Raw genomic sequence first — 23,298 nt, forward strand, 5'->3', positions numbered from 1 at the left:
TTGCCGCGCGAGCTATTCCGATATATCGTTGAGGCATCGCGACTGATCAACGACTGAGTGGAGTGATGGCGATGCGTTCCCATGGATTCGAACGAGGACACGGTGGACACGGCTCGCACGAGCGAGGCGGATTCGAGGCCCTGCGCGGTGCCTTCGGGCCCTTCGGGCCGGGTGGCCCCGGCTTCGGCGGACCGGGCCCCTGGGGTCATCGAGGGCGCGGCGGACCGCGGGGGAGGGCGCGGCGCGGCGACGTACGCGCGTCGATCCTCGCCCTGCTGAAGGACCGGCCCATGCACGGTTACGAGATGATCCAGGAGATCGCCGAGCGTAGCGGCGGGGCGTGGAAGCCCAGCCCCGGCTCGGTGTACCCCACCCTCCAACTGCTGGAGGACGAGGGGCTGATCACCAGTGAGTCCGAGGGCGGCAAGAAGCTGTTCTCGCTCACCGAGGCCGGCCGTACCGCGGCCGAGGAGGGTCCCGAGGCGCCCTGGGAGGAGGCCTCCCGCGGCGTCGACTGGGAGGTCCTCGGCGAGATCCGGCAGGCCGGCTTCGGTCTGATGGAGGCCTTCGGGCAGGTCTGGAAGACCGGCAGCAAGGAACAGCGCGAGAAGGCGCTGGCCGTCATCAACGAGGCCCGCAAGAAGCTGTACCTGATCCTCGCCGACGAGGACTGACGAGGACTGACGAGGACTGACGAGGACTGACGAGGACTGGCGGGGACTCGCGGGGGCTGACGAGGTTCCAGGCTTGATCCCGGCGCGGGGCGCCCTCGCGGAGACATCCGCGGGGGCGCCTTCGCGTGTCCGGGGGTCAGGCCACCAGCCCCGCCAGCTTGCGCAGCGACTCGTTCAGCGCGGCCGTCGCCGAGTCCTTCAGCCGGCCCGCCATCAACGACACTGCGGCGCCCGTGAACTCGCCGTCGATGCGGACCGTGGTGGCGTCGCCGTCCGGCGTCAGGGTGTAGCGCGTGGCCAGGTCGACCGCCATCGGTCCCTTGCCGCGGATGGCCAGCACCCGGGCCGGCTCCAGTTCCTCGATGGTCCAGTCGACCTCGGCCGGGAAGCCCATCAGCTTCAGGTTCTCCTGGAAGGTCCCGCCCACTGCGAGGGTCTCGGGGCCGCCCTTGGGGAAGCCGGTGTGGGTCGCGTTCCACTCGGCGTACGCGGACCAGTCCGTGAGCTGCGCCCACACCTTCTCCGCGGGGGCCCCGATCCGTGCCTCCGCGCTGACTTCGGCCATGCGACCACCTCTTCGTGTCGGGCTACGGTGTCGCGGAACGTAGCCGCACGGCCTGCAACATTCAATACTGATGAACCGTCAGAAAATGTGGAGGCGGCCTGCCAGGCCGGCCTCAGCCGACCAGCCGTATCTCCGCCGCGTCGAACAGGTCCCACGCGCGCGGGAAGGCGCTCTCGTCGTGGCAGTGCCAGGCGTCCCAGAACAGGTCGGCCGGCAGTGCGTCCTCCGGGGCCCACACCCGGTACACGTACTGCCTGCCGTCGACGGCCGGAAGGGTCACCAGCCAGTACCTGCTCTCCATCCCTTTGTGGGGGACGTGCGACGGAGCGTTACGGTTGCGTGATCTCATCCGTAAGGAGGAGATTGGGGCCGCCCGGGTCCACTCTCTGTGGGACGCGGTGGGACGCGAAAATGCTTCCCTCCGGGGATGTCCCGATCTGGAGGGACTGATGAGGTAGGGGTGTGCAACCCCGAATCCCCCGGCAGGCGGCCCAAGAACAGGGCGGCCGGCGAACGGACACCGATGCCGGGCTCAGTGACGAGCTGGCATCGGTGCTCTCCGGTGCCCGCCGACGTGCCGTGCGGGACGGGGACCGGCAGATCGACACCGCCCATCTGCTGCACTCGCTCCTGGAGTCCGACCCCGAGGTGCGGGCCGTCTTCGAGGACGGGCCGCAGGTGGCCCGGCTGCTCGGCTACCTCGTGCAGCGCAGCATCGGCTACGGCCTGCGCTGGCAGGGCGCCGTCGAGGACTCCGGTGCCGTACCCGTGGTGACGGGCGAGGCGGGCTTCTCTCCGCTCGCCGCGGGCGCGATGGAGTACGCCCGCGAGCGTGCTGTCCGGCGCGGTGGCGAACCGGCGCTCGGGATCGACCTGCTCGCCGCCATCGTCGTGGACCCGCAGGCACGCGCGGTCGAGGTGCTCGACCGTGCCGGGGTCGATCCGCACGCCCTCTACGTTCGGATCGAGAGGTACTTGGCGAAGACCGGCTGACCGGCCGACGGCCTGGGTACCGTCCACGCGATGAGACAGGTGTCATCGGGGGTGACGCTCATGTCATGGCCTGTCATCATGTGCCGGTGCATACGTCAGACAGCAGCGGCGGCAGCGGCAGCGGTGGAAAGGGCGTGGGGCTCGGTCTCGCGCTCGCTTCCGCGCTCGCCTTCGGGGGATCCGGTGTCGCGGCCAAGCCGCTGATCGAGGCCGGACTCGACCCGCTCCACGTGGTGTGGCTGAGGGTGGCGGGGGCCGCCCTGGTGATGCTGCCGCTGGCCGTGCGTCACCGTTCGCTGCTGCGCCGGCGGCCCGCGCTGCTCGCCGGGTTCGGGCTGTTCGCCGTCGCCGGTGTCCAGGCCTGCTACTTCGCCTCGATCTCCCGGATCCCCGTCGGGGTCGCCCTGCTCGTCGAGTACTTCGCACCCGCCCTCATTCTCGGCTGGGTGCGGTTCGTGCAGCGGCGGCCGGTCACGCGTGCGGCGGCGCTCGGCGTGGTCCTCGCGGTCGGTGGGCTCGCCTGCGTCGTGGAGGTGTGGTCCGGGCTGAGCTTCGACGCGCTCGGACTGCTGCTCGCGTTCGGTGCGGCTTGCTGCCAGGTTGGCTACTTCGTGCTGTCCGACCATGGCGGCGACTCCGGCGCGGAGGCGCCTGATCCGCTGGGCGTCATCGCCTACGGCCTGCTGGTCGGCGCCGCGGTGCTGACCGTTGTCGCCCGCCCGTGGCGCATGGAGTGGTCGCTGCTGGCGGACAGCGCGGACATGAACGGGACGCCGGTCGCCGCGGGTCTGTTGCTCGGGTGGATCGTGCTGGTGGCCACGGTGGTTGCGTATGTGACCGGCGTGGTGTCCGTGCGGCGGCTGTCACCGCAGGTCGCGGGTGTGGTGGCCTGCCTTGAGGCGGTCATTGCGACGGTGCTTGCGTGGGTGTTGCTCGGGGAGCACCTTTCGGCTCCGCAGATTGTGGGTGGGGTGGTGGTGCTGGTGGGGGCGTTCATTGCGCAGTCTTCGGCGCCGGGGAAGGGGTCTGGGGAGCCGGTTGCCGCTGGGGGTGCGGAGATGCGGGTGTCGGCGCGGGGGACGACCGAGTAGGTGCCTCGCTGGGTGGGTGTGTCGTGTGCGGGTCGGATGTGGCTGGTCGCGCAGTTCCCCGCGCCCCTTTCGGGGCGCTGTGCGAACCGCTCCTCACATGGTGCGCCTGCGTTGGGTCACAGGGACGCCAGGTAGTCCGGGAGTTTTGTGTCGGGGGCCAGTTGGGCGTCCGCGACCGGGGTGTCGTAGCCCTTGCGCAGGGGGACTACTCCGGCCCAGTGGGGGAGGGCGAGGTCGTCGGGCTCGTCGTTCACGCCGCCGGTGCGGGCCTTGGCGGAGACCTCGTCTAGGTCCAGGCGGATGACGGCGGTGGCGGCCAGTTCCTTCTTGTTGGCGGGGCGGGCGTCGTTGGCGCGTCCGGGTACGACCTGGTCGACGAGGGCGTCGAGGGCGGCCCGCTTCTCGTCGGGGTCGGTGACGTCGTGGGCGACGCCGTGCACCACGACTGAGCGGTAGTTGATCGAGTGGTGGAAGGCCGAGCGGGCCAGGATGAGCGCGTCCACGTGTGTGACCGTCAGGCACACGGGGAGGCCCGGGTCGGTCTGGCCCGTCATCCGCAGGGGGCGGGAACCGGTCGAGCCGTGCACGTAGAGCCGCTCGCCGACCCGGGCGTACAGGGTGGGCAGCACCACCGGCGCTCCGTCGCGGACGAAGCCGAGGTGGCAGACGTAGGCCTCGTCGAGTATCGCGTGCACCAGATCCCTGTCGTACGACGCCCGGTCGGCGGAGCGCGTGGGAACGGTGCGGTCGGTGGGTGTGTAGGCGGCCTGGTGTCGCGTCGGCTGCTGCTGGGTTCCCTGCATTGCGCCCTCCATTGCACTAGTGCATAATTGACTTTGTGCTAGAAGGATATCGGATCAGTGGGCGGCGCGCAGCCGAGATTGCGGCCAGCGTCGAGAGCGCGGTGGGCTCGGGCGGGCTGGAGCCGGGCCAACTTCTGCCGCCGATGCGGGAGTTGGCGGTCGAGCTGGGCGTGAATCCAAATACGGTCGCGGCGGCGTACCGCATCCTGCGTGAGCGCGGGGTCATCGAGACCGCCGGGCGTCGTGGCAGCCGGGTGCGGTCCAAGCCGGCCACCACGGGGCGCGAGTACCTCCGGGTGGACGTGCCCGAGGGGGTGCGGGACGTGGCGAGCGGCAACCCCGATCCCGCGCTGCTGCCTTCGCTGGCCAAGGCGTTCGCGGTGGCCGCCGAGCAGGGCGACCGCGAGCCCGTGCTGTACGGGGACGAGCCGGTGGAACCGGAGTTGGCCCGTCGCGTGCGGGCCGATCTGGACGCGGGCGGTGTGCCGGACGGGCCCTTCACAGTGACCTCCGGCTCCCTCGACGCCATCGAGCGTGTCCTCGCCGCGCACCTCAAGCCCGGGGACACGGTCGCCGTCGAGGACCCCGGCTGGGGCAGCCTGCTCGACCTCGTCCCCGCGCTCGGGCTGCGCACCGCCCCCGTCGGCGTCGACGACGACGGCCCGCTCCCCGATGACGTACGCCGTGTCCTCGAGGCCGGGGCGCGCGCCCTGATCGTCACCGACCGGGCGCAGAACCCGACCGGCGCCGCGGTGAGCGCGTCACGCGCGCGTGCCCTGCGTGCCGTGTTGCGTGAACACCCGGACATCCTGCTGATCGACGACGATCACGGGCACGGCATCGTCGACCTGCCTCTGCACACCCTCGCCGGTGTCACCGGCAGCTGGGCCTTCGTGCGCTCGGTCGCCAAGGCGTACGGCCCCGATCTGCGGCTCGCCGTGCTCACCGGGGACGCCGTCACCGTCGACCGGGTGTGCGGGCGGCACCGGCTCGGGCCCGGCTGGGTGAGTCGGATCACCCAGCGGGCCGTCGTACGGCTGTGGGCCGACGGCGCGGTGGACGCGCGCGCGGTGTCGGCGGCGTACGGGGAGCGCCGGGACGCGCTGATCGGCGCGCTCGCTGAGCGCGGGGTCGCCGCGTACGGGCGCAGCGGTCTGAACGTCTGGATTCCCGTGCCGGACGAGACCGGAGCGGTGGCCCGTCTGCTGCATGCCGGCTGGGCCGTCGCCCCTGGTGCTCGTTTCCGGATGAGTGCACCGCCGGGCATCCGGGTCACCGTCTCGACGCTGGCGGTGGACGAGACGGTGGGGCTGGCGGATGCGATCGCTTCAGCGGTGGGGCCGGCGGCGATCCGGAACTACGTCTGAGGGCGTCGGGTCAGTGCGGCGACCGGTCGGTGGTTGTCTGCGGGTCCGTCTTGGCTGGTCGCGCAGTTCCCCGCGCCCCTGTCGGGGCGCTGTCGAACCGTAGCCGACCTCGCCTGCGTCAGTGCCGCTCCCGCCAGGACGATGACCGCTCCCACTGGTGTCCACCAGTTCAGTGTCTCGCCCAGGATCGCGACGCCCGCGGTCGTGGCGATGACGGGGATGAAGTACGTGACCATCGTGGCCGTGGTGGGGCCGACCTCGGCGACCAGGCCGTACTGGATCAGGAAGGCGAGGCCGGTGCCGAGTGTGCCCAGGGCTGCTATCGCCAGGAGCGGGCCGACGGCGACCTGTGTCGGCCAGGATGTGAACAGTGGGGTCACGACGGCCAGTTGCAGGGTGGCGAGCAGCAACTGGGCGCCGGTCAGCGAGAGATGCGAGTGGTCTGATCCGGCGAGGGTGCGGCGGACGTAGATCCAGCCGATCGGATAGCTCAGGGACGCTCCCAGTGCCATCGCCGTGCCCGTGGCGTCCAGGCCGTGGAAGCCCTGCCAGGCGCCGAGCACCGTGAGGACGCCGAGGAAGCCGAGGCCGAGACCGGCGACGCGGACACGGGTGGGCCGGTCCTCGGAGAGGGCGACCAGGGAGAGGGCCATGCCCCACAGCGGCGAGGTGGCGTTGCAGATGCCGGCCAGGGTGGACGGGATGGTCAGCTCGGCGTAGGCGAAGAGCGAGAACGGGAGCGCGTTGAGCAGGAACGCGGCGACCGCGAGGTGCCCCCAGGTCCGCGGCTCGCGCGGCAGCCGCTGCCGCTTCATCGCCATCGCGGCCGCGAGCACCGCCGTCCCGAACACCAACCGGCCCAGCGTGACCTGGAAGGGGGCATAGCCCTCGGTGCCCACCTTGATGAGCAGGAAGCTGAAGCCCCAGACCAGGGCGAGGACGCCGAAGCGAAGCCGCCAGTCGAGGGCGGCACGGAGGGGGGTAGGGGTGCTCATGGCGACCAGGGTGGTGGACCATGACCTCGTAGCACAAGCTAGATTTTCCGCACGGTATCTCGTAGCATTGCTTACATGTTGAACCTGGAGCGCCTCCGCACCCTGGACGCCCTGGCCCGGCACGGTTCGGTCAGCGGTGCCGCCGAGGGCCTGCACATCACGACCTCGGCCGTCTCGCAGCAGATGTCCAAGCTGGAGCGCGAGGTCGGCCAGCAGCTCCTCGCCAAGAACGGCAGGGGTGTACGGCTCACGGACGCCGGCCGGCTCCTCGCCGAGCACGCGGCGCGCATCCTCTCCCAGGTGGAGCTCGCCCAGTCCGATCTGGAGGCACAGCGCGGGCAGGTCGTCGGCGAGCTGCGGCTGGCCGCGTTCCCCACCGCCCTGCGCGGGCTGTTCCCCATAGCTCTCACCACCCTGCGTTCCCACCACCCGGCACTGCGCGTGCGCTCGCGGGAACTGGAGCCGGAGAACGGGGTCAACGCGGTGCTCCGGGGCGACGTGGACCTGGCCGTCGTCCTCGACTGGTACAACAAGCCGCTGCCCATGCCGCAGGGGCTCGCCAAGGCGTCGATCCTCGAGGATCCCGTCGGCGTCGCCATGCCCGACGGACATCCGCTCGCCGGGCGGGACGAGGTCGACCTGGAGGATTTCGCGGGTGACGAGTGGGTCGCCTGGCCCGAGGGCGAGTTCTGCCACGAGTGGCTGCTCTACACCCTGCGCGCCAAAGGCATCGAGCCCCGCATCGCCCATCGCGCCGAGGAGCACCACACCCAACTCGCCCTCGTCGCCGCCGGGTTGGGCGTCTGCGTCGCCCCCCGCCTCGGCCGCGACCCCATGCCCGCAGGCGTGCGCGCCGTGCCCGTGCGGCACGGCGCCCAGCGGTACATCTACGCGGTATGGCGCGCGGACGCGGACCGCCGCCCATCGATCCGGGCGGCGGTGGAGGCGTTGCAGGAGGCGGCCCTGAAGGTGGGCTGAGGAGGTGGGGCGCAATCCGCTGCGGGTCGACAGCGCCCCGAAGGGGCGCGGGGAACTGCGCGACAAGCCACGACGGCGCCGCAGACGACCGACGACCCAGCGCGGCACTCCAGCGGAGCTACCCGTTGCCCAACTTCCGGAAGTCCCAGGAGACGATCTTCGCCGGCGTCAACCGCACCCACGCGTGCCGTCCATCGTGCGGCATCTCCTCAAGACCGAAGTTCTTCCGCGCGAACAAGGTCTCCGGAACGTCAAGTTCCGCCCGCAGCTCGCCGGTGCGCGGACTCTCGCCCACGAAGTCGACGGTCCCGGACAGCTCGACGCCGCGCAGTTCGTCGTACTCCTCACCCGTGTCGACCACGATCGCGACCCGCGGGTCGCGCCGCAGATCGGTCCACCGCTTGCTGCGCATCACCGAGTACAGCCACATCGAGGTGCCGTCCCAGGCGAACCAGAGGGTGCTCACGTGCGGGGAGCCGTCGGCGGAGATGGTGGCGACCCTGCAGGTGCGCTGGCTGGTGAGGAACTCGTCCAGCTCGCCCGGTGTCATCATGATCTTCCGGCCCCGGCGCTGCGTGGCGGTCATGTGTCCCCCTCTTCTCTTCTCCCACGTCGTGTCAGAGGAGAGATCCTCTGACATCACGTCAGAAAAGGATGAGCGGTCTTCCTTCCCTGCGCAATGGTGGCTAGTCTCGCCCGCCCCATCAGGTAGGCGACAAGGGGGCACCATGCCGTCGCACGAACAACTTCGCGAACTCCTCGACCCCGTGACCACCGTGCTGCTCACGGTCGAGTGCCAGCAGGGCGTCGTCGGCCCGGACAGCGCCTTGCCAGAACTCGCGAAGGAGGCCCGCTCCTCCGGCGCCCTCGCCAACGTCGCCCGGCTGGTGGCAGGGGCGCACGAGAGCGGGGTGCAGGTGATCCACGCGATCGCCGAACGCCGCCCGGACGGCCGGGGCGCGAACCGTAACGCCCGGCTGTTCCGCGCCGCCGAACGGCTCCCGGTCCAGCAGCTCGCCGGCTCCACGGCGGTCCGGGTGGCGGCCCCGATCGAGGTCGCCGAGGAGGACCTCGTCGTACGACGGCTTCATGGGCTGTCGCCGGTCCAGGGCACCGAGGTCGACGCGCTGCTGCGCAACCTCGGCTGCCGCACCCTGATCGTCACCGGTGTCTCGGCCAACGTGGCCGTCCCCAATGCCGTCTTCGACGCGGTCAACCGCGGCTACACCGCCGTCGTCCCGACGGACGCCATCGCCGGGGTGCCCTCCGACTACACCCCGGCGATGATCCGCAACACCCTCGCATTGGTCGCCACGGTCGCGACCACGGACGAGGTGCTGGGCTGCTGGAAACGACCGCACCCGGTCACGCGAGCGTGATCGAGTCCCCGGACACGGTGATCTCCTTGGCCTCCAGCGGCTTGGTGGCGGGCCCCTTCTGCACACTGCCGTCGGCGATGGAGAACGTACTGCCGTGGCAGGCGCAGGAGATGATGTCCTCCTTGAGGTCCGTCATCGGACAGCCCTGATGCGTGCAGATCGTCGAGTACGCCTTGTAGTCACCCGCCGCCGGCTGCGAGACCACGACCTTCTCGTCGGCGAAGACCTTGCCGCTGCCCTCCGGTATGTCGGAGGTCTTCGCGAGCGCGGCACCGCCGGCGCCGCCGTCCGCTGCGGGGGAGCTGGCGGTGCCGCCTCCCGCGGGGGAACTGGCGTCGGCGCCCTGCTCGGTGGACGAGCCGGACGCGTCGTCCTCCGACCCGCACGCGGTCAGCGCGACGGCGAGCCCCGCCACGCCGACCGCCGCCACGACGGTACGGCGGCTCGGTGCCGACACCGGCTGAACTGATTCGCTGGTCATGCTGACGTTCCTTCCGGGTGTTCGTGAATTGCCGAGAGGTACGGCCCATGAGGACCGGCTGTTCAGACGCTGGGGAAATCCTGGCCCGCCTCCGGAGCGGGGCGGGTAAAGCGGAGCTGTCGGTTCCCTGTCGAGGGCTGTCGATCCGCTGTCGGCCCGGCTGGTGATCAGCGGCGCCGGACCTGACCATGGCTGTTTGCCTGTGCCAAGATCGCGTGAAACCGTTGGTGGAGTGGCCGTGGGAGGTGATGGTCATGGCCGGGGACGACCTGCTGGGCGGGGAGAACGCCGAGCAGGATACGGATGTCGAGCGTGCCCGCATCGCCCACGCGCTCATCGCCGGAGTGCGCGGACTGCCCCCGCATGAGGTGCCCGACGGTCTGTGCCGTACCTGTGTCGCCCTCCTCCCGGCGTTCTCCGGGTTGTCCGTCTCCGTGCTCGGGGACGGCGCGGACACGGGGGTCGTGCTGTGCGCCAGCGACGACGTGGCGGCCCGGCTGGCGGAGATCCAGTACATCCTGGGCGAAGGCCCGTGCCGGGAAGCAGTCCGGCTGCGTGCACCCGTGTTCGCGTCGGACCTCACGCGTGATCCGGACCGGCGCCGCTGGCCGCTCTTCTCCGACCTGGCGGTCAAGGCGGGCGTGGCTGCTGCCTTCTCGCTGCCGCTGGCGAGCCCCGGAAGCGCGTTGGGCACCCTGGACCTCTACCGGAAGACGCCGGGGCCGTTGGGTGCGGACCGTCTCCGCACGGCCATGCTGGTCGCCGACGCGGTGACCTTGGCCGTCATCGCTCTGGACCACGCTTCCCCGGACCCGGAAGGAGTCGCTGGGAGTGAGCGCCGAGGAGGCGCTCCTGCGCCTGCGCGCGCGGGCTTTCACCCAGGGCCGTACCTCCACGGAAGTGGCCCGGGCGATCATCGACCGCAGCATGGACCTCCGCGATGACTGAACGGACGGTATACGCGCCGATCACCGTAATCACAGCGCCGGGGAGGCGAACATGAACCGCGAGCGCCAGCTGGCGCAGGCTTTCGTCGTCCTGGCGGACACCTATGCCGCGCAGTTCGACCCTTTGCATCTTTTCCATCGTCTGGTCCACGCCTGCCGCGACCTGCTGGACGTGGACGCCGCGGCCGTGATGATCGCGGACGCCCGCGGCAGTCTGAAGACCATGGCCGCGACCGACGAGGACGCGGCCTTCGCCGAACTCCTGCAACTGCAGAACGGCCACGGTCCCTGCATGGACTGCTACCGCACCGGGGAACCGGTGAGCGTTCTCGACATCACCACCGAACAGGAGCGTTGGCCGAAGCTGGTCGCGGCGATGACCGAGAACGGGTACGAGTCCGTGCAGGCGATCCCGGTGCGTTTGCACGAGCGACCGCTGGGAGCCCTCACGCTGCTGCGTCAGCGCTCGGGGCACCTTGCGGAGGACGACGTACATCTCGCGCAGGCCCTCGCGGATTCCGCCGCGCTGGGCCTGATGCACTGGTCCACGGAACCGGCGCAGGTCGACGACGTGATCACCCGCGTGCAGAGCGTGATCGCGGCGAAGGCCACGCTGGAGATCGCCAAGGGCATGGTCGCGCAGTACGCGGCGTCCACGATCGGTGAGGCGGCCCGGTTGCTCAGCGCCTACGCGAGCCGGCGGCAGGTCCGTCTCACCGAGCCCGCCCACGCCCTGGTCACCCGGACCATGACGCCGGACGCCATCGTGGATGACCGGCCTCGGACGTGACCTTGGCCGGTCTGGTGCCTTCTGTGAGATGAACTCTGCGTTTCAGTGGCCGAGCGCCGCCAGTCGGTGTAGCGTCATGATCAGCAGTCGTGGTTCCGAAGTCCCGTTCGCCCGTGATTCGCAGTCACGGGCGTTTTTGCTGTTCAACGCCTCTCCGGACCAGGGCGATCACCTCCGGATCCCGCACGGTGCGGGGTCCGACACGAGTCCCGTCGAAGGAGACAGGCACATGGCTACAGGCACTGTGAAGTGGTTCAACGCCGAAAAGGGTTTCGGCTTCATCGAGCAGGACGGCGGCGGCCCCGACGTCTTCGCCCACTACTCGAACATCGCCGCCCAGGGCTTCCGTGAGCTCCAGGAAGGCCAGAAGGTGAAGTTCGACATCGCGCAGGGCCAGAAGGGCCCGCAGGCGGAGAACATCACTCCCGCCTGACGACGCACGAAGAAGCCCCGGCCCGTGAACTCACGGGCCGGGGCTTTCCCGTGTCGCCCCATCGCCAGACCCGGCTCCACGCCGACCATCATGAGGTCGCCAGCACGACCACCATCGCCACCAGGCCGATGGCGACGAGTGCGACGACGATCCAGATCAGTGTGAGAGGCGCGACGGCCCATCCCTTCTTCAGCGCTTCGCGCTCGGGAGCGCCGAGCCCCGAGACTCCGGACTCGGCGGGAGGTGCCGCACCGGGAGCCATCGAGGTGTCCTCCGGTACGGCCAGTCCCTCCACGGGGCGGGGATCGGTTTCAGCCGCAGTGCCGTCGGCTCGGTGTGCGCGTTTGTCGTTCATGAGCTCTTCCCTTCGCCTCTGACGGGTTTCACGCGTTCGGCCAGCGGAAACCCGGTGCGAGCGGTTCGAGAGAGCCGTACGACTGCCTGAGGAGCACCGGATGCCCGACGAACAGCGTGAGTACGACGACGAGTCCATGGGCGACGAGGTGTACCAGCCCGACGATTCGGAGGTCCAGGACGATGCCGCGCTCATGGACCCGGAGGACACCCTGGACGACCGCGGTATCGATCCGGCGATCGACGAGGGCTACTCCCCGCCCGAGAGGCCGCTGGCGGTGCAGCGCCGCGGTACTACGGCGGCGGAGCAGCGTGAGCGGGACCCGCTGGACGAGCGACTGCGGGCCGAGCTTCCCGACACCGAGCCGCCGCCGGGCGACGAGATCGGAGACGTACCTGACGGGGAAGGCGAGCCTGTCGACGCGGAGGCCGGTGACAGGCGTGCGGGACGGCTGACGGCTGCGGGGGGAGAGGCCGAGAGGCAGGATGACACCGTGGCCGAAGACGCCGGTATCGCCGGCGGCGCGGCATCCTCCGAAGAGGCCGCGGTGCACGTCGTGGACAACCCGGGTGAGTCCGACGACGAGGGATCGCGGACCGCCTGACACCCGAGGGGCGCGGCGCCTCTCACTCCCGAGGAAGCAGCGGCCCCAGTGGCCCGAGGTCCAGGTTGAGGTCCTCGGCGCGCAGCCCGTAGCGCTCGCGCAGCTCGGTCATGCGCTCCTCGAGCAACATCAGCGTGAGCCCGATGCGTTCCTCCTGGTCCTCGCTCAGATCACCCTGGTCGAAGCGGCGCAGCGCCTGGCGCTCCATCAGCTGGCGCAGCAACTCGACCACGGTGAGGACGAGTTTCACCAGGTCGCGTTCGACGGTGTCGGGCTCGAGGTCGAGTCGGTTACGGCGCTCGGTCACGGCGAGTCACCCCAGGGGGACGGTACTTGTCGGTTCACGGAGGTCATGTTCCCGCCGCCTCCGCGCCGCTGCTCTCGACGAAGTCGACGATGTCGACGAAGGAGTAGGCCGCCCACGGCCCGGTCAGCTCGATCCGGATTCCGCTCTCCCCGCTCTTGGTGTGGTCCAGGACGTCCATGAACTCATCGGAGGAGGAACGGGGCACCAGATACGCGGCGTTGAGCACGTTCTGGCCCGGGGCCGAGGACAGGGCCGGGTTCTGCGGCGGATGCAGCCGGGTGCGTTCCGCGTGCGCGGAGAGCGCGGTGTGCAGCCGGTCGGCGAACCGTTCGGCCCGCTGCCAGGTGTCCTCGCGGGCCAGGACCGATCGGCGCCGCTGCCGCAGGTAGTCGCGGCCCGAGGCCGGCCTGCTGTGAGGGCCGTCGCCCTCCGCCGGCTCAGCGCCGGGTTCGGGTTCGGCGTAGACCTTCACACCCCATTCGACGCGGCCCCGAAGCCGGCCGAGGGTGTCCCGGAAGTGCGCCTCCTGCTCCTCCATCATCAGGCGTACGCCCGTGTCGTCATGGAAGACGGTGGCGAGGCGCAGCGGCAGCGGGGTGGTGAGGGCCATGAGCGCGTGGATCACCCGCTCATGGGCGCGGGCGGTCTCGGTGAGCCAGTCGAGGTCCTCCAGGTGGGCGCGGAGCGGCTGCTCGGCGAAGTCCCGTTCGGGCACATGGCCGACCACGGCGACCAGGCCGAGGTGCGGGAACATGTGCGGCCGGTCGTCCGCGACGCCGGTGAGTCCGGCGGGGAGGGGTGCGCCGAGCGGCTCGCAGATCGCGTAGACGTACCGCAGTTCGGTCATCCCGCGTCCCCTCCTCCGTCCTCGCGGGTGCGCTCGGCCCGGGCGGTGGGAGGCGCCGCCTCCAGCTCCTCCAGCCGCGCCAGCCGTTCGCGCAACTCGGCGTTCTCGCGCGCGAGTTCGTTGCGGCGGGCGCGGGAGGAGAGGGCCGGGTCGTCCTCCCACCAGTCGATGCCCATCTCCTTGGCCTTGTCGACGGAGGCGACGATCAGGCGGAGCTTGACGGTGAGCAGTTCGATGTCGAGCAGGTTGATCCTGATGTCACCGGCGATCACGATGCCCTTGTCGAGGACACGTTCCAGGATGTCGGCGAGATTGCTGCTGCCGTCGTGCGCATAGGGCTGCGGGAGCCGGCTCGGCGTCGTCATCGCCGGCTCCCGCCCTCGGCGTACTCCTCTTCGTCCTCGTACGCCTTCTCGTCCTCGGGCTCCGCTTCCTCGTACTCGTCCTCGGGCTCCGCTTCCTCGTACTCGTCTTCGGGTTCCGCCTCCTCGTACTCGTCCTCGGGCTCCTCCTCGTACTGCTCGTCGCCCTCCTCTTCCGCGATCGCGTCCTCGTGGCTGCGGAGGACCTCGCCGTCGCTGATCTCGCCGCGCCAGCCGTCGGACGCCTCGCCCTTGAGGGAGATGAAGCGGGCGTAGTTCTTGAGGTCGAGGCGGGCCCGGCGGCCCTGGGCACGCCAGAGGTTGCCGGTCTTCTCGAACAGGCCCTTGGGGTAGTACTCGATCACCAGCAGGACGCGCGTGAGGTTGTCCGCGAGGCGGTGGAAGGACACGACGCCCTTCGTAGTGCCCTTGGCGCCCTCCGACGACCAGGCGATCCGGTCGTCCGGGACCTGCTCGGTGGTCTTCGCCTTCCAGCTGCGGTTCGACCAGAAGACCTTCAGCTGCCAGTCCGACTGGGTGTCGTCCGCGCGGCTCGCGCTCTTGACGCCCTTGGCGAAGGTGCTGAACTCCTGGTATTGCGTCCACTGGTCGTAGGCGGTGCGCACCGGCACGCCGACGTCGACCTGCTCGATGATGACGGTCGGCTTGTTGCCCGAGCCGCCCTTGCGCTTGCCCTTGCCGCCGCCGAGGTTCTTCAGGGCGCCGACGACGTTGTCCTTCGCCCCGGAGACGCCCAGTTCCAGGGCGGAGCGCAACGGGCCCTTGCCCTCGGTGACCTTGCGGCCACCGTCCAGTGCGAGCTTGGCGAAGCCGGGGCTGTTGCCCTCCGCGATGTCGTTGAGCTTGGCGGTGGTCTCGCCGAGCTTGCGGCCGACGCCGACGAGCAGGCGCTCGGCCTGCGCGGAGACGTATTCCTGCACCTCCGCCTTGAGCCGGTCGGCGGCCTCGCTCTGGGCGAGGCCGGACAGCGGAGTCGTACCGGTGGCCTTGCCGGCTGTGTCAGTGGCCGTGGATGCCGGGTTCGGAGTCACCGCTCGCCGCCTCCTTTCCCTTCCGTGGCCCGCGAGGCGGTCCTGGTGGCCGTCTTCCGGGCGCCCGAGGTCTTCTTCGTGGCCGTCTTCCGGGCGGGGGCCTTGCGCGCGGCCTTCCTGGCGGTCTTGGAGGCGTTCCTGGAGGCACTCTTCTTCGCCGGCGCCTTCCTGGCGGTGCTCTCGCGTGACGTCTCCTCGTCCTCGTCGGCGTCCCGGGACTCGTCGCGGTCCTCGAGCTTCTCGTTCTGCTCGTCCTCGTCCTCGTCGTGGCCGGTCCCCACGACATCCGTGAGGTGATCGCGGACTTCGGCGGTACGGCCGTGCAGACGGTCGGCGAGCGCGTTCATCTGCCGCTCGACCAGCGCGCCCGAGGCGGCCTTGCCGACGCCGCTCAGGTCCTGGCGGAGTTCGTCGCCGATCTGCTGGAACTGCGGGTTGTCCTTGAGCTGCCGCGAGACCAGGTCCACCACGGCGCCCGGGCTCAGTTTCAGTCGCTTGCCCGCGATCAACGTGCCCGCGGCCATTGCCAGTTTGAGCTTCTTGGTGCGCCCGAGGACGTACCCGGCCCCGACCGCGAGGCCGATGAGTGTCCGGTTCATGGTGTCGTCCTGTCGTCCGTTCCGAAGCTTCGGTGTGTGGCTGTCTCCAGCCGGTCGAGGAGTTCGTCCTCCAGCCGGTCGAACTCCTCCTCGGTGATCTCGCCGGCCTCCAGCAGCTGCTCCAGGCGGGCGAGTTCGGCCTGGGCCGTCGCGGGGTCGTAGTAGATGCGCTCGGCTTCCCGCACCACCTGTTCGATGACCCACAGGCTGCCGCGCACGGGGGCGAACGGCAGGAGAAGCACTTCCGAGATCAGTCCCACGATGTGCCTTCTAACCGTCGGTGCCGTCGGTGCCGGCGGGTCCGTCCGGACCCGGCTCGACGAAGCTGTACGGAGGCAGCGGACCGTTCACGCTCATTTCGAGGTGCTGGCTGGCCGCGCGCAACTCCTCCACCTTCTCCAGGAAGCCCGCGGCCGAGTCCCGTTCCACCAGGAAGGAGATGTTGGCCAGCCATCCGGTCGATCCGGGGCCGGGACTGGTCGCCGCGGCGAGGGGCGCGAGCGCCTCCTGCACGGCTGCCGCGTCCTGGACCTCCCGGGCCTGTACGGCGGCGGCGATCATCTCGCCGAGCCGGAGCCGCTGCTCGTGGTTGCCTCCGCCGGCCTGCCGGTTGGCGTCGGCGAGGGCCCGCAGCTCGGGGTCGTCGGCCAGCACCTGGCGCACCACGTCCTCCTCCACGTGGGAGGCCTTGAGGTTGTACTCGACCTTGCCGTCGAGCGCCCTGAGCCGCTCCTCGTAGTGGCTCGCGCGCTCGGCGAGGACCTCGGTGACCTTGCTGTCGTCGGGGGCCAGACTGCCGAACCGCATGGGCAGCACACAGCCGGTGGCGCCGGTCTCGGCGAGCACGTTCTGGTGGGCGAGGAGCTCGCGCCGCTTGGGACGCAGGTCTTCTGGTGCGTCGCTGACGACCGCCGCGAGTTCACCCTCCTTCAGCACGCGCACCGGCCGTGGCGGATCGCCCACGCCGTCCAGGCCCTCGGGGAGGGCGGCGTGCGACCGCGTGGTGATGCCGTAGACGTAGGTGCTCACTCCTCTTCCTCCCTCTCCCTGCTCTCCCTGCGACGCGCGGATGTGCTCTTGCGCGTCCGTGGCCGGGGCTCCTGCTCCCTCTCCTTCGAGGAGCCCTCGTCACGGGCCTGCCGGAAGGCGTCGGAGATCGTCTCCGCGGCACCGGACAGCGCGCCCTTGGACTTGCCGTGGGCGCCGGATTCGGTGATCTCGCCGACCATGTCGGGCAGGCCGGGGCTCTTGCGGGGGCCCGCCTCCAGGTCGAGGCGGTTGCACGCCTCGGCGAAGCGGAGATAGGTGTCGACGCTGGCCACGACGACCCGCACGTCGATCTTGAGGATCTCGATGCCGACCAGCGAGACACGTATGAACGCGTCGATGACGAGTCCCCGGTCGAGGACGAGTTCCAGTACGTCGTAGAGGCTGCTGCTGCCTCCTCCTCCGCCGGCTTGTTGTGCCGGGACAACGGTCATGACTGCCGTCCTCCTTACCGGGGAAGGGCTCGCCGCGCGGGCGGCGGTCTACCGGCCGCCGGAGCGCTCTGAGTCGGACCGCCCCCGCTCGTAGCGGCGGACGCGCCGGTAACCGGTGAGCTGCCCCTGTTCGTCGAGGTCGACCTGATAGCTCGCCATGAGGCTCATCGTGTCCGGGACCCGGGCGAGTTCGAGGACTTCGATCGCCAGGGACCAGCCGCCGCCGTCCGTCTTCTCGAAGGACGAGACGGTCTCCGCAGTCATGCCGGTCATGTCGCCGAGTTGGTCGCGCGCCTGGCGCAGGACCTCTGCCGGCGTCGGCCGGTCGTCGTCCGTCATGGCGTCGTCCTTGCGCGGTCTACCGTGATATGTGAATTCTGTGAGGCTTATTAAGTTTCGTCCACATCCAACCGTATTCGAGTGGCCCGAAGCGTCCCGGCTAAACCTTGCTGTGCGGCCGCCGGGGAGTGTTTCGCCTGCCGGCTGCGGCGGGGCGGTGCCGGCGCGATCAGAGACTTCCGTATCTACGGCCCGAGCCTGGGTACCCGGGCTCAATGAACGCCATCGCATACGCCATCCCCGACCAAGCGGCCGCTTCGAATCCGGCGGGTCTGATCGCCGTCCTCGTCGGTGGCCTCATCGTCGCCGGCGCCCTGGTGTGGGCCGTACGGCTCGGCATCAAGGTACGGCGCCGCGAACCGGGCCCTCCGGGGCGTCACGAGCAGCCCACGATGCCGAGCACCGGACCGGTCCGTGAGACCCGGGAGGTGCGGGAGGAGAACGAGGTCCCCCAGGCGGGAGACAGGACCGAGCGGCTCACCCCGCACGAGCTCCAGCCGTCCGGCAGCAAACGCAGCGAGAGCCAGAAACGCCGCCGGTGGAATCCAGGCTCCAGCGGCGGGTTCGGCAGCGGGGGCCCGGGCAAGGCGTAACCGTCCGACGCGGTCCGGCATGCTGCCGGACCGCGTCGAGGACTCGGCTACGGAAGAGGCGTCCCGCCTGTCGCGTTGAGGATCTCCGCGGTGATGAAGCTGGCCTCCTGAGAGGCGAGGTAGACGTACGCGGGAGCCAGTTCGGCGGGTTGGGCCGGGCGTCCCAGGGGGCTCTGCCTGCCGAACTCGGTCGTGTCGGGCATCGTCGCGGGGATCAACGGCGTCCACACCGGTCCCGGGGCGACCGCGTTGACGCGGATACCTCGGTCGACGATCATCTGGGCCAGCCCCTGGGTGAAGGCCACGATCGCGGCTTTCGTCATCGCGTAGTCCAGCAGGTGCGGGCTGGGTTTGTAGGCCTGCACCGACGTGGAGTTGATGACGCTGCCGCCCTCGGGAATGTGCGGCAGGGCGAACTTCGTCAGCCAGAACATGCCGTAGAGGTTGGTGCGCATCACCCGGTCGAACTGCTCGGTCGGGATCGCCTCGATGCCGTCGGGCTGGGACATCTGGTAGGCGGCGTTGTTCACGAGGACGTCGATGCGCCCGAACTCCCCGACCGCCCGCTCGATCAGGGCCCGGCAGTTGTCCTCCTCGCGGATGTCGCAGGAGACGGCGACCGCCTTGCGGCCGGCCTTCTCCACGAGACGGGACGTTTCGCGGGCCTCGTCCGCCTCCTCCTCGAGGTGGGTGAAGAGCACGTCAGCACCCTCCCGGGCGAAGGCCAGGGCCACGGCCCGCCCGATGCCGGAGTCGCCGCCGGTGATGACGGTTTCGCGGCCCGCCAGCCGGCCGGTGCCTTGGTAGCTCTCCTCGCCGTGGTCGGGCGGCGGGTCCATCGGCCCGGTCCATCCGGGGTGCGGCTGGTCCTGGGAGGGGAAGTCGGGGCGTGGGTGCTGGGTGGCCGGATTCTGCTGGGTGTGCTGCGGATCGGTCACGACGACCTCCTGACCGCTGGACGGGCGTGAACCCTGACCGGGTTCCCGCCTCACCCCGACCGAAAGCCCGTCGCGGACGCGCGTCAGCGGCCCATCAGAACGCCTCCCACGGGGCTCAGCTCGCCCACGTCAGCAGGCGTTGTCCCGTCTCGGGGGCCCGTAGCCTCGCCAGGGACCGCTTCTCCAGCTGGCGTACGCGCTCGCGGGTGAGGCCCACGTGCCGTGCGACCTGCTCGAGGGTGCGCTGCTCTCCGTCGTGCAGGCCGTAGCGGAGGCTGAGGATCATGGCCTCGCGGGGCGCGAGCGTGCCGATGGCCCTCCGCAGGTCCTGCGCGAGTGCCTGGTACTCGGCGATGTCCGCGGCCTGCAGCACCTCGGTGTCGGGGATGAGGTCGCCGATCACCGTCTCACCGGTTTCGTCGACCGGCGTGTCCAGGCTGACCGCCTGCCGCCCGACGCGGCGCAGCCAGTCGACCCGGGACTCGGCCAAGCCGCTCTCCCGGGCGACCTCCTCGGCGGTGGGCTCACGCCCCAGGTCGAGCTGCAGGCGCCGTTCGATCTTGCCGAGCTTCCGCAGCTCCTCCACCACGTGCATCGGCAGCCGTACGGTCCGGGCGTGCTGGGCGAGGCCCCGCTCGATCGCCTGGCGGATCCACCAGGTCGCGTACGTGGAGAACTTGAAGCCCTTGGTGTGGTCGAACTTCTCCACCGCCCGGATCAGCCCCAGGTTGCCCTCCTGGATGACGTCGAGCAGGGGCACACCCCGGTGAGCGTGCCGCTTGGCCATCGCCACCACGAGCCGGAGGTTGGCCCGGATCATGTGGTCCTTGGCGGCCTTGCCGTCGCGGGCGACCGCGTCGAGTTCCCGGCGCCGCTCCGGCACCAGGTCGCGCTCGCCGGCGTCGGCCTCCCGCAGCTCCTCGGCGGCCCGCACTCCCGCCTCGATGCGCTGGGCCAGCCGTACCTCGTCCTCCGCGGTGAGCAGTGGGGTCGCCGCGATCTGGGCCAGGTACTGGCCGAGCAGATCCGGTTCCTCGTCGGGTTCGGGGACCCGGCCGCGCGAGCGTGCGGTGCGTGTGGAGGCGCGGCGGCTCACTCGGGGTTCCATCGCGGGAGTCTGTGTCAGGGGAGGCATCCTCACGGCCTTTCGTCCGTTCTGGTCGCCTTCATTGCCTGTTGTCCGGGTACCCGGAGAGCCCATGAGGAACCGGCTGGGGTCGGCTCAGTCAGCGGCGGTACGACGAGTGCGCCACGTGCGAGCCGGAGATACAGCGTCCGGCGACCAGCAGCCGGTCGGTGTCGGGGGGCAGCAGACAGCGCAGGGGGATGTCGTAGAAGCTGCCCGGGGGACGCGCTTGAGGACGGTGCCGCTGCCGCAGGGGTTGTGGATGTCGACGGGTTCACAGACGCTCGCGACTCCCGTGTGGAGCCGCCGACTTCGGGCACTCGGAGTCGGCGGCGGGTCCGTCCGGACCGCCGCAGAGGCTGGAGGTGAAGAACATGGGTCATGGTGGGAACGTCATCGACGAGCTGGTGACCGATCACCGCGAGGTCGAGCAGCTCTTCGGCCGGATCGAGGGGCTTCCGTCCGGTGACAAGGACCGCAAGGTGTTCGCCGACCAGGCCACGATGGAGCTGGTCCGGCACTCGGTGGCCGAGGAGGAGTACCTCTACCCGGCCGTGCGGGAGCACATCGCGGGCGGGGACGCGCTGGCCGACAAGGAGATCGAGGATCACTCCAAGGCCGAGCAGATCATGAAGGACCTGGAGGGGTGCGACGCGGACGATCCCGAGTTCGACCGGCTCATCGGGATGCTGATGAGCGAGGTCCGCTCGCACATCGCCGACGAGGAGGGCAACCTCTTCCCCCGGCTGCGCGCGGCGTGTTCCGCGGAGGCGCTCGACGGCCTGGGCGACAAGGTGCGTCAGGCGAAGAAGATGGCACCGACCCGCCCGCACCCGTCCGCCCCGGACAAGCCGCCGGCCAACAAGCTGCTGGCCCCGGGCGCCGGCCTGGTCGACCGCATGCGCGACGCGCTGTCGGGCCGCGGCAAGAAGGACTGAACCTGCCGGGTGGACGGCCGTGCGGTCCGGCAGCCCGAGAGCTGTAAATACGTGAGTTTCCGGGGGAGTTGGCCCCCGAGGCGATGGTGCGGCAGGGGCAGGCGTCATCGACCCGGGGGTCCCGTCCGTCAAGGGCGCGTCCCGCTCGCCCTGGCGCATGCTGCGGTACCGCACCATGCGCCGGTGGTCCGTCGCCAACTACTCGTGCGGCGCTCGGCGGCGTGTTCGGCAGACCTGCGTGGGTGATCGCGCGGAGGACGGCGACGCCTCGGCCGTACGGCCCGGGGGTGGGCCCGCGTCGAGGGACGTGCCTCGGGGCTCAGGCGATGAGTGCCTGGCCCGGGTCGAGGTGGTCGTGGAGTGCGGTGCGGTGCAGTACGGCCACGGGGGCGAGGAGGTCGGGGTGGCGCAGCAAGGCCGCCGCCTGGCGGTCGCGGGCGTCGGGCGACACCAGACGCCGGAACTCGATCGGCACACCGGTGGAGTGGGCGCCTTCGGCGATCGCGGCGACCGCCAGCCGGGCCAGTTCGGCGTCGCTGAGCAGGCAGGCCGCCCAGCTCGCCACCACCTCGTCCACCCAGGTGCGCCAGGCGAAGTCGTCCGCGTCGTCGTGCGCCGTCGCGTCCGCGCCGGTGATCCAGTCCAGGCCGGCCGAGCCGCCGGGCCCGGCCATCTGGACCAGGGCCACGTCCGTCGGCGTCGGGTACCGCAGCCACGCGGCCACCGTGACGGCCTGCCGGGCCTGCACCTCGCTCAGGGCCGCGGCCAGCGCGCCGCCGCACGCCGGGTAGGAATGCGTCAGCCATTGGGTGGTCGCCGCGATGAGCGGGGAGAGATCTGTGAGCACTGCCGGGCCGTCCGAGGTACTGGCGATGAACAGGGGATCCATCAGACGGTAATCCGTCGTCCCTGGCCGCCGACATACCTGCGACCGCGTGAGCAGCGTGGTTTCGCCCACACCACCGAGTGGTGGGTCAGGGCTTGAGGAGAGTCTTGACCATGCCGTCTTCCTTGGCCTGGAACATGGCGTACGCCTTGGCCGCGTCCTCCAGCGGCATCGCGTGCGTCTTGAAGGTGTCGACGCTGAGCGGATCGTCGTCCGTGAGCAGCGGCAGGATGTCCTCCACCCAGCGCCACACATTGGCCTGGCCCATCCGTACCTGGATCTGCTTGTCGAACATCGTCAGCAGCGGCATCGGGCTGGCAGCACCGCCGTAGACCCCGGAGACGGAGAGCGTGCCGCCGCGGCGTACGAGGTCGATGCCGGTGTGCAGGGCCCCCAGCCGGTCCACTCCGGCATGCTCCATGAGCGGCTGGGCCACGGCGTCGGGCAGGAGCCCGGTGACCCACTGCGCCGCCTTGGCGAACGGCGCCCCATGCGCCTCCATGCCCACGGCGTCGATGACCGCGTCGGTCCCGCGCCCGTCCGTGAGGTCTCGCACCGCCTCCGGCAGGTCCTTCGCGTGGCGTCGCGCGTCGAAGCACGTGACGCCACGCGCACTCGCCCGCGAAAGACGCTCGTCGACGAGGTCCACACCGACGACCAGGCCGGCGCCGCGGTGCCGGGCGATCCGCGCGGCCATGTCTCCGATGGGTCCGAGGCCCAGGACGGTGACGGTGCCTCCCTCGGGGATGTCCGCGTACTCGACCGCCTGCCAGGCAGTCGGCAGGACGTCGGAGAGATAGACGTAACGGTCGTCGGGCGGGCCCGCGGGCACCTTGATGGGCAGCTTGTTGCCGAACGGCACACGCAGCAACTCGGCCTGGCCGCCCGGCACTTGCCCGTAGAGCTTGGTGTAGCCGAACAGCGCTCCGCCGCTGTGCCGCTCGCGGACCTGGGTCGTCTCGCACTGCGAATGCAGTCCCCGGTCACACATGAAGCAGTCGCGACAGGAGATGTTGAACGGAATGACGACGCGGTCGCCGGGTGTGACCGCTTGGACGTCCGGCCCCACTTCCTCGACCACCCCCATCGCCTCATGGCCGAGGATGTCACCCGGATCCAGGTAGGGGCCGAAGAGCTCGTACAGGTGCAGGTCGGAGCCGCAGATGCCCGACGACGTGACCCTCACGATGATGTCGTCGGGCTTCTCGATCCGCGGGTCGGGAACGGTCTCCACCCGCACGTCCCGTTTGCCCTGCCAGGTCAGTGCGCGCATGGTGTGGCTCCTTCCGGATCGTGGTCGGCTGCCCGTAGGCCGAGTCCCCGTCCCCTCGTTCGCGACACCTCGCCCGGCTGCACGTACCGCGCCGCGCGTTTA

33 protein-coding genes are annotated in these 23,298 nt (G+C 70.4%); 12 read left to right on the forward strand and 21 right to left on the reverse strand.

Annotated elements, in window-relative coordinates:
* Positions 1-71: 71 nt before the first annotated feature.
* Positions 72-674: a PadR family transcriptional regulator gene (locus KCH48_RS05480; RefSeq protein WP_210570984.1), complete on the forward strand. Its 603-nt coding sequence runs from the start codon at positions 72-74 to the stop codon at positions 672-674.
* A 136-nt stretch (positions 675-810) separates the two neighbouring features.
* On the opposite strand, the gene KCH48_RS05485 is transcribed toward KCH48_RS05480, so the two are convergent.
* Both KCH48_RS05485 and KCH48_RS05490 read right to left on the reverse strand, forming a co-directional pair.
* Entirely contained in the window at positions 811-1,239 is a 429-nt protein-coding gene (locus KCH48_RS05485; protein WP_210570985.1) for an SRPBCC family protein, read from the reverse strand.
* A 112-nt stretch (positions 1,240-1,351) separates the two neighbouring features.
* Entirely contained in the window at positions 1,352-1,540 is a 189-nt protein-coding gene (locus tag KCH48_RS05490; protein ID WP_210570986.1) for a hypothetical protein, read from the reverse strand.
* A 161-nt stretch (positions 1,541-1,701) separates the two neighbouring features.
* Between KCH48_RS05490 and KCH48_RS05495 the strand changes: the two genes are divergently transcribed.
* The gene (locus tag KCH48_RS05495; protein ID WP_210570987.1) at positions 1,702-2,232 is read left to right on the forward strand and encodes a Clp protease N-terminal domain-containing protein; all 531 of its coding nucleotides are present in this window, start codon (positions 1,702-1,704) and stop codon (positions 2,230-2,232) included.
* A gap of 80 nt (positions 2,233-2,312) precedes the next feature.
* Positions 2,313-3,323 carry a DMT family transporter gene (locus KCH48_RS05500; RefSeq protein WP_210571473.1) on the forward strand — a complete coding sequence of 337 codons (1,011 nt, stop codon included), beginning with the start codon at positions 2,313-2,315 and terminating at the stop codon, positions 3,321-3,323.
* 116 nt (positions 3,324-3,439) lie between these two features.
* Here KCH48_RS05500 and KCH48_RS05505 read toward each other — a convergent pair whose 3' ends face one another.
* Positions 3,440-4,126 carry a pyridoxamine 5'-phosphate oxidase family protein gene (locus KCH48_RS05505; protein ID WP_210570988.1) on the reverse strand — a complete coding sequence of 229 codons (687 nt, stop codon included), beginning with the start codon at positions 4,124-4,126 and terminating at the stop codon, positions 3,440-3,442.
* Positions 4,127-4,161: 35 nt separating this feature from the next.
* Between KCH48_RS05505 and KCH48_RS05510 the strand changes: the two genes are divergently transcribed.
* Positions 4,162-5,493, forward strand: coding sequence for an aminotransferase class I/II-fold pyridoxal phosphate-dependent enzyme (locus tag KCH48_RS05510; protein WP_210570989.1), 1,332 nt, complete (start codon positions 4,162-4,164; stop codon positions 5,491-5,493).
* Here the strand turns inward: KCH48_RS05510 and KCH48_RS05515 are convergent.
* The gene (locus KCH48_RS05515) at positions 5,484-6,488 is read right to left on the reverse strand and encodes a DMT family transporter (protein ID WP_210570990.1); all 1,005 of its coding nucleotides are present in this window, start codon (positions 6,486-6,488) and stop codon (positions 5,484-5,486) included. The two genes, KCH48_RS05510 and KCH48_RS05515, sit on opposite strands and share 10 nt — an antisense overlap.
* Before the next feature lie 75 nt (positions 6,489-6,563).
* Here KCH48_RS05515 and KCH48_RS05520 point away from each other — a divergent pair, with 75 nt between their 5' ends.
* On the forward strand, positions 6,564-7,466 hold the full coding sequence (locus tag KCH48_RS05520; RefSeq protein ID WP_210570991.1) for a LysR family transcriptional regulator: 903 nt from the start codon (positions 6,564-6,566) through the stop codon (positions 7,464-7,466).
* 118 nt (positions 7,467-7,584) lie between these two features.
* Here KCH48_RS05520 and KCH48_RS05525 read toward each other — a convergent pair whose 3' ends face one another.
* The gene (locus KCH48_RS05525; protein ID WP_210570992.1) at positions 7,585-8,052 is read right to left on the reverse strand and encodes a pyridoxamine 5'-phosphate oxidase family protein; all 468 of its coding nucleotides are present in this window, start codon (positions 8,050-8,052) and stop codon (positions 7,585-7,587) included.
* A 142-nt stretch (positions 8,053-8,194) separates the two neighbouring features.
* On the opposite strand from KCH48_RS05525, the gene KCH48_RS05530 reads away from it, so the two are divergent.
* Positions 8,195-8,845 carry a cysteine hydrolase family protein gene (locus KCH48_RS05530; RefSeq protein ID WP_210570993.1) on the forward strand — a complete coding sequence of 217 codons (651 nt, stop codon included), beginning with the start codon at positions 8,195-8,197 and terminating at the stop codon, positions 8,843-8,845.
* On the opposite strand, the gene KCH48_RS05535 is transcribed toward KCH48_RS05530, so the two are convergent.
* The gene (locus KCH48_RS05535) at positions 8,832-9,326 is read right to left on the reverse strand and encodes a Rieske (2Fe-2S) protein (protein ID WP_210570994.1); all 495 of its coding nucleotides are present in this window, start codon (positions 9,324-9,326) and stop codon (positions 8,832-8,834) included. The genes KCH48_RS05530 and KCH48_RS05535 overlap by 14 nt on opposite strands.
* A gap of 254 nt (positions 9,327-9,580) precedes the next feature.
* Here KCH48_RS05535 and KCH48_RS05540 point away from each other — a divergent pair, with 254 nt between their 5' ends.
* The 3 genes from KCH48_RS05540 (at position 9,581) to KCH48_RS05550 (ending at position 11,496) form a co-directional block, all read left to right on the forward strand.
* The gene (locus tag KCH48_RS05540; protein ID WP_246884896.1) at positions 9,581-10,270 is read left to right on the forward strand and encodes a GAF domain-containing protein; all 690 of its coding nucleotides are present in this window, start codon (positions 9,581-9,583) and stop codon (positions 10,268-10,270) included.
* A gap of 55 nt (positions 10,271-10,325) precedes the next feature.
* On the forward strand, positions 10,326-11,063 hold the full coding sequence (locus KCH48_RS05545) for a GAF domain-containing protein (RefSeq protein ID WP_210570995.1): 738 nt from the start codon (positions 10,326-10,328) through the stop codon (positions 11,061-11,063).
* Positions 11,064-11,292: 229 nt separating this feature from the next.
* A complete protein-coding gene (locus tag KCH48_RS05550) occupies positions 11,293-11,496 on the forward strand; it encodes a cold-shock protein (protein WP_210570996.1) in 204 nt (67 codons plus the stop codon).
* 88 nt (positions 11,497-11,584) lie between these two features.
* Here the strand turns inward: KCH48_RS05550 and KCH48_RS05555 are convergent, their stop codons facing one another.
* Positions 11,585-11,851: a DUF6480 family protein gene (locus KCH48_RS05555; RefSeq protein ID WP_210571514.1), complete on the reverse strand. Its 267-nt coding sequence runs from the start codon at positions 11,849-11,851 to the stop codon at positions 11,585-11,587.
* A 100-nt stretch (positions 11,852-11,951) separates the two neighbouring features.
* Between KCH48_RS05555 and KCH48_RS05560 the strand changes: the two genes are divergently transcribed.
* The gene (locus tag KCH48_RS05560; protein ID WP_210570997.1) at positions 11,952-12,455 is read left to right on the forward strand and encodes a DUF5709 domain-containing protein; all 504 of its coding nucleotides are present in this window, start codon (positions 11,952-11,954) and stop codon (positions 12,453-12,455) included.
* A gap of 22 nt (positions 12,456-12,477) precedes the next feature.
* Here the strand turns inward: KCH48_RS05560 and KCH48_RS05565 are convergent, their stop codons facing one another.
* From KCH48_RS05565 to gvpO, 9 genes are read right to left on the reverse strand one after another with little or no spacing between them, the layout of a single operon-like run.
* Positions 12,478-12,762, reverse strand: a complete 285-nt coding sequence (locus KCH48_RS05565; RefSeq protein ID WP_210570998.1) for a gas vesicle protein K — start codon at positions 12,760-12,762, stop codon at positions 12,478-12,480.
* A 43-nt stretch (positions 12,763-12,805) separates the two neighbouring features.
* A complete protein-coding gene (locus KCH48_RS05570) occupies positions 12,806-13,609 on the reverse strand; it encodes a GvpL/GvpF family gas vesicle protein (protein ID WP_210570999.1) in 804 nt (267 codons plus the stop codon).
* Positions 13,606-13,974 carry a gas vesicle protein gene (locus KCH48_RS05575; RefSeq protein WP_210571000.1) on the reverse strand — a complete coding sequence of 123 codons (369 nt, stop codon included), beginning with the start codon at positions 13,972-13,974 and terminating at the stop codon, positions 13,606-13,608. The genes KCH48_RS05570 and KCH48_RS05575 overlap by 4 nt, the downstream gene beginning before the upstream one ends.
* Positions 13,971-15,023, reverse strand: coding sequence for an SRPBCC family protein (locus tag KCH48_RS05580; RefSeq protein WP_210571001.1), 1,053 nt, complete (start codon positions 15,021-15,023; stop codon positions 13,971-13,973). The genes KCH48_RS05575 and KCH48_RS05580 overlap by 4 nt, the downstream gene beginning before the upstream one ends.
* Positions 15,020-15,622 (reverse strand): DNA primase, encoded by a 603-nt coding sequence (locus KCH48_RS05585; protein WP_210571002.1) that lies wholly within the window; start codon positions 15,620-15,622, stop codon positions 15,020-15,022. The genes KCH48_RS05580 and KCH48_RS05585 overlap by 4 nt, the downstream gene beginning before the upstream one ends.
* Positions 15,619-15,882 (reverse strand): gas vesicle protein GvpG, encoded by a 264-nt coding sequence (locus KCH48_RS05590; protein WP_210571003.1) that lies wholly within the window; start codon positions 15,880-15,882, stop codon positions 15,619-15,621. The genes KCH48_RS05585 and KCH48_RS05590 overlap by 4 nt, the downstream gene beginning before the upstream one ends.
* A gap of 10 nt (positions 15,883-15,892) precedes the next feature.
* Positions 15,893-16,651: a GvpL/GvpF family gas vesicle protein gene (locus KCH48_RS05595; protein ID WP_210571004.1), complete on the reverse strand. Its 759-nt coding sequence runs from the start codon at positions 16,649-16,651 to the stop codon at positions 15,893-15,895.
* Positions 16,648-17,103, reverse strand: coding sequence for a gas vesicle structural protein GvpA (locus KCH48_RS05600; protein WP_210571005.1), 456 nt, complete (start codon positions 17,101-17,103; stop codon positions 16,648-16,650). Before KCH48_RS05600 ends, KCH48_RS05595 begins: the two co-directional genes overlap by 4 nt.
* A 48-nt stretch (positions 17,104-17,151) precedes the next feature.
* Positions 17,152-17,442 (reverse strand): gas vesicle protein GvpO, encoded by a 291-nt coding sequence (gene gvpO, locus KCH48_RS05605; RefSeq protein WP_210571006.1) that lies wholly within the window; start codon positions 17,440-17,442, stop codon positions 17,152-17,154.
* A 215-nt stretch (positions 17,443-17,657) separates the two neighbouring features.
* Between gvpO and KCH48_RS05610 the strand changes: the two genes are divergently transcribed.
* The gene (locus KCH48_RS05610; RefSeq protein WP_210571007.1) at positions 17,658-18,035 is read left to right on the forward strand and encodes a DUF6479 family protein; all 378 of its coding nucleotides are present in this window, start codon (positions 17,658-17,660) and stop codon (positions 18,033-18,035) included.
* Positions 18,036-18,082: 47 nt separating this feature from the next.
* Here the strand turns inward: KCH48_RS05610 and KCH48_RS05615 are convergent, their stop codons facing one another.
* From KCH48_RS05615 to KCH48_RS43150, 3 genes are all read right to left on the reverse strand, one after another.
* Positions 18,083-18,973, reverse strand: coding sequence for an SDR family oxidoreductase (locus KCH48_RS05615; protein WP_210571008.1), 891 nt, complete (start codon positions 18,971-18,973; stop codon positions 18,083-18,085).
* A 115-nt stretch (positions 18,974-19,088) separates the two neighbouring features.
* Complete coding sequence (locus KCH48_RS05620) at positions 19,089-20,108, reverse strand: sigma-70 family RNA polymerase sigma factor (RefSeq protein ID WP_210571009.1); 1,020 nt, start codon at positions 20,106-20,108, stop codon at positions 19,089-19,091.
* A 91-nt stretch (positions 20,109-20,199) separates the two neighbouring features.
* Positions 20,200-20,352 carry an FAD-dependent oxidoreductase gene (locus KCH48_RS43150; RefSeq protein WP_374104660.1) on the reverse strand — a complete coding sequence of 51 codons (153 nt, stop codon included), beginning with the start codon at positions 20,350-20,352 and terminating at the stop codon, positions 20,200-20,202.
* A gap of 121 nt (positions 20,353-20,473) precedes the next feature.
* Here KCH48_RS43150 and KCH48_RS05630 point away from each other — a divergent pair, with 121 nt between their 5' ends.
* Positions 20,474-21,037, forward strand: a complete 564-nt coding sequence (locus KCH48_RS05630) for a hemerythrin domain-containing protein (RefSeq protein WP_210571010.1) — start codon at positions 20,474-20,476, stop codon at positions 21,035-21,037.
* A 319-nt stretch (positions 21,038-21,356) separates the two neighbouring features.
* On the opposite strand, the gene KCH48_RS05635 is transcribed toward KCH48_RS05630, so the two are convergent.
* Complete coding sequence (locus tag KCH48_RS05635; RefSeq protein ID WP_210571474.1) at positions 21,357-21,884, reverse strand: hypothetical protein; 528 nt, start codon at positions 21,882-21,884, stop codon at positions 21,357-21,359.
* 127 nt (positions 21,885-22,011) lie between these two features.
* Positions 22,012-23,196, reverse strand: coding sequence for an alcohol dehydrogenase catalytic domain-containing protein (locus KCH48_RS05640; RefSeq protein ID WP_210571011.1), 1,185 nt, complete (start codon positions 23,194-23,196; stop codon positions 22,012-22,014).
* Between the last annotated feature and the right edge of the window lie 102 nt (positions 23,197-23,298).

This window comes from Streptomyces sp. GESEQ-4, assembly GCF_017948455.1.
GTDB lineage: Bacteria > Actinomycetota > Actinomycetes > Streptomycetales > Streptomycetaceae > Streptomyces.

Bases quoted from the DNA above. Each gene is read 5' to 3' on its own strand.
- KCH48_RS05480 (WP_210570984.1), top strand. From the start codon at position 72: ATGCGTTCCCATGGATTCGAACGAGGACACGGTGGACACGGCTCGCAC.
- KCH48_RS05485 (WP_210570985.1), bottom strand. From the start codon at position 1,239: ATGGCCGAAGTCAGCGCGGAGGCACGGATCGGGGCCCCCGCGGAGAAG.
- KCH48_RS05490 (WP_210570986.1), bottom strand. From the start codon at position 1,540: ATGGAGAGCAGGTACTGGCTGGTGACCCTTCCGGCCGTCGACGGCAGG.
- KCH48_RS05505 (WP_210570988.1), bottom strand. From the start codon at position 4,126: ATGCAGGGAACCCAGCAGCAGCCGACGCGACACCAGGCCGCCTACACA.
- KCH48_RS05515 (WP_210570990.1), bottom strand. From the start codon at position 6,488: ATGAGCACCCCTACCCCCCTCCGTGCCGCCCTCGACTGGCGGCTTCGC.
- KCH48_RS05520 (WP_210570991.1), top strand. From the start codon at position 6,564: ATGTTGAACCTGGAGCGCCTCCGCACCCTGGACGCCCTGGCCCGGCAC.
- KCH48_RS05525 (WP_210570992.1), bottom strand. From the start codon at position 8,052: ATGACCGCCACGCAGCGCCGGGGCCGGAAGATCATGATGACACCGGGC.
- KCH48_RS05530 (WP_210570993.1), top strand. From the start codon at position 8,195: ATGCCGTCGCACGAACAACTTCGCGAACTCCTCGACCCCGTGACCACC.
- KCH48_RS05535 (WP_210570994.1), bottom strand. From the start codon at position 9,326: ATGACCAGCGAATCAGTTCAGCCGGTGTCGGCACCGAGCCGCCGTACC.
- KCH48_RS05540 (WP_246884896.1), top strand. From the start codon at position 9,581: ATGGCCGGGGACGACCTGCTGGGCGGGGAGAACGCCGAGCAGGATACG.
- KCH48_RS05545 (WP_210570995.1), top strand. From the start codon at position 10,326: ATGAACCGCGAGCGCCAGCTGGCGCAGGCTTTCGTCGTCCTGGCGGAC.
- KCH48_RS05550 (WP_210570996.1), top strand. From the start codon at position 11,293: ATGGCTACAGGCACTGTGAAGTGGTTCAACGCCGAAAAGGGTTTCGGC.
- KCH48_RS05555 (WP_210571514.1), bottom strand. From the start codon at position 11,851: ATGAACGACAAACGCGCACACCGAGCCGACGGCACTGCGGCTGAAACC.
- KCH48_RS05560 (WP_210570997.1), top strand. From the start codon at position 11,952: ATGCCCGACGAACAGCGTGAGTACGACGACGAGTCCATGGGCGACGAG.
- KCH48_RS05570 (WP_210570999.1), bottom strand. From the start codon at position 13,609: ATGACCGAACTGCGGTACGTCTACGCGATCTGCGAGCCGCTCGGCGCA.
- KCH48_RS05575 (WP_210571000.1), bottom strand. From the start codon at position 13,974: ATGACGACGCCGAGCCGGCTCCCGCAGCCCTATGCGCACGACGGCAGC.
- KCH48_RS05585 (WP_210571002.1), bottom strand. From the start codon at position 15,622: ATGAACCGGACACTCATCGGCCTCGCGGTCGGGGCCGGGTACGTCCTC.
- KCH48_RS05600 (WP_210571005.1), bottom strand. From the start codon at position 17,103: ATGACCGTTGTCCCGGCACAACAAGCCGGCGGAGGAGGAGGCAGCAGC.
- gvpO (WP_210571006.1), bottom strand. From the start codon at position 17,442: ATGACGGACGACGACCGGCCGACGCCGGCAGAGGTCCTGCGCCAGGCG.
- KCH48_RS05610 (WP_210571007.1), top strand. From the start codon at position 17,658: ATGAACGCCATCGCATACGCCATCCCCGACCAAGCGGCCGCTTCGAAT.
- KCH48_RS05620 (WP_210571009.1), bottom strand. From the start codon at position 20,108: ATGCCTCCCCTGACACAGACTCCCGCGATGGAACCCCGAGTGAGCCGC.
- KCH48_RS05630 (WP_210571010.1), top strand. From the start codon at position 20,474: ATGGGTCATGGTGGGAACGTCATCGACGAGCTGGTGACCGATCACCGC.
- KCH48_RS05640 (WP_210571011.1), bottom strand. From the start codon at position 23,196: ATGCGCGCACTGACCTGGCAGGGCAAACGGGACGTGCGGGTGGAGACC.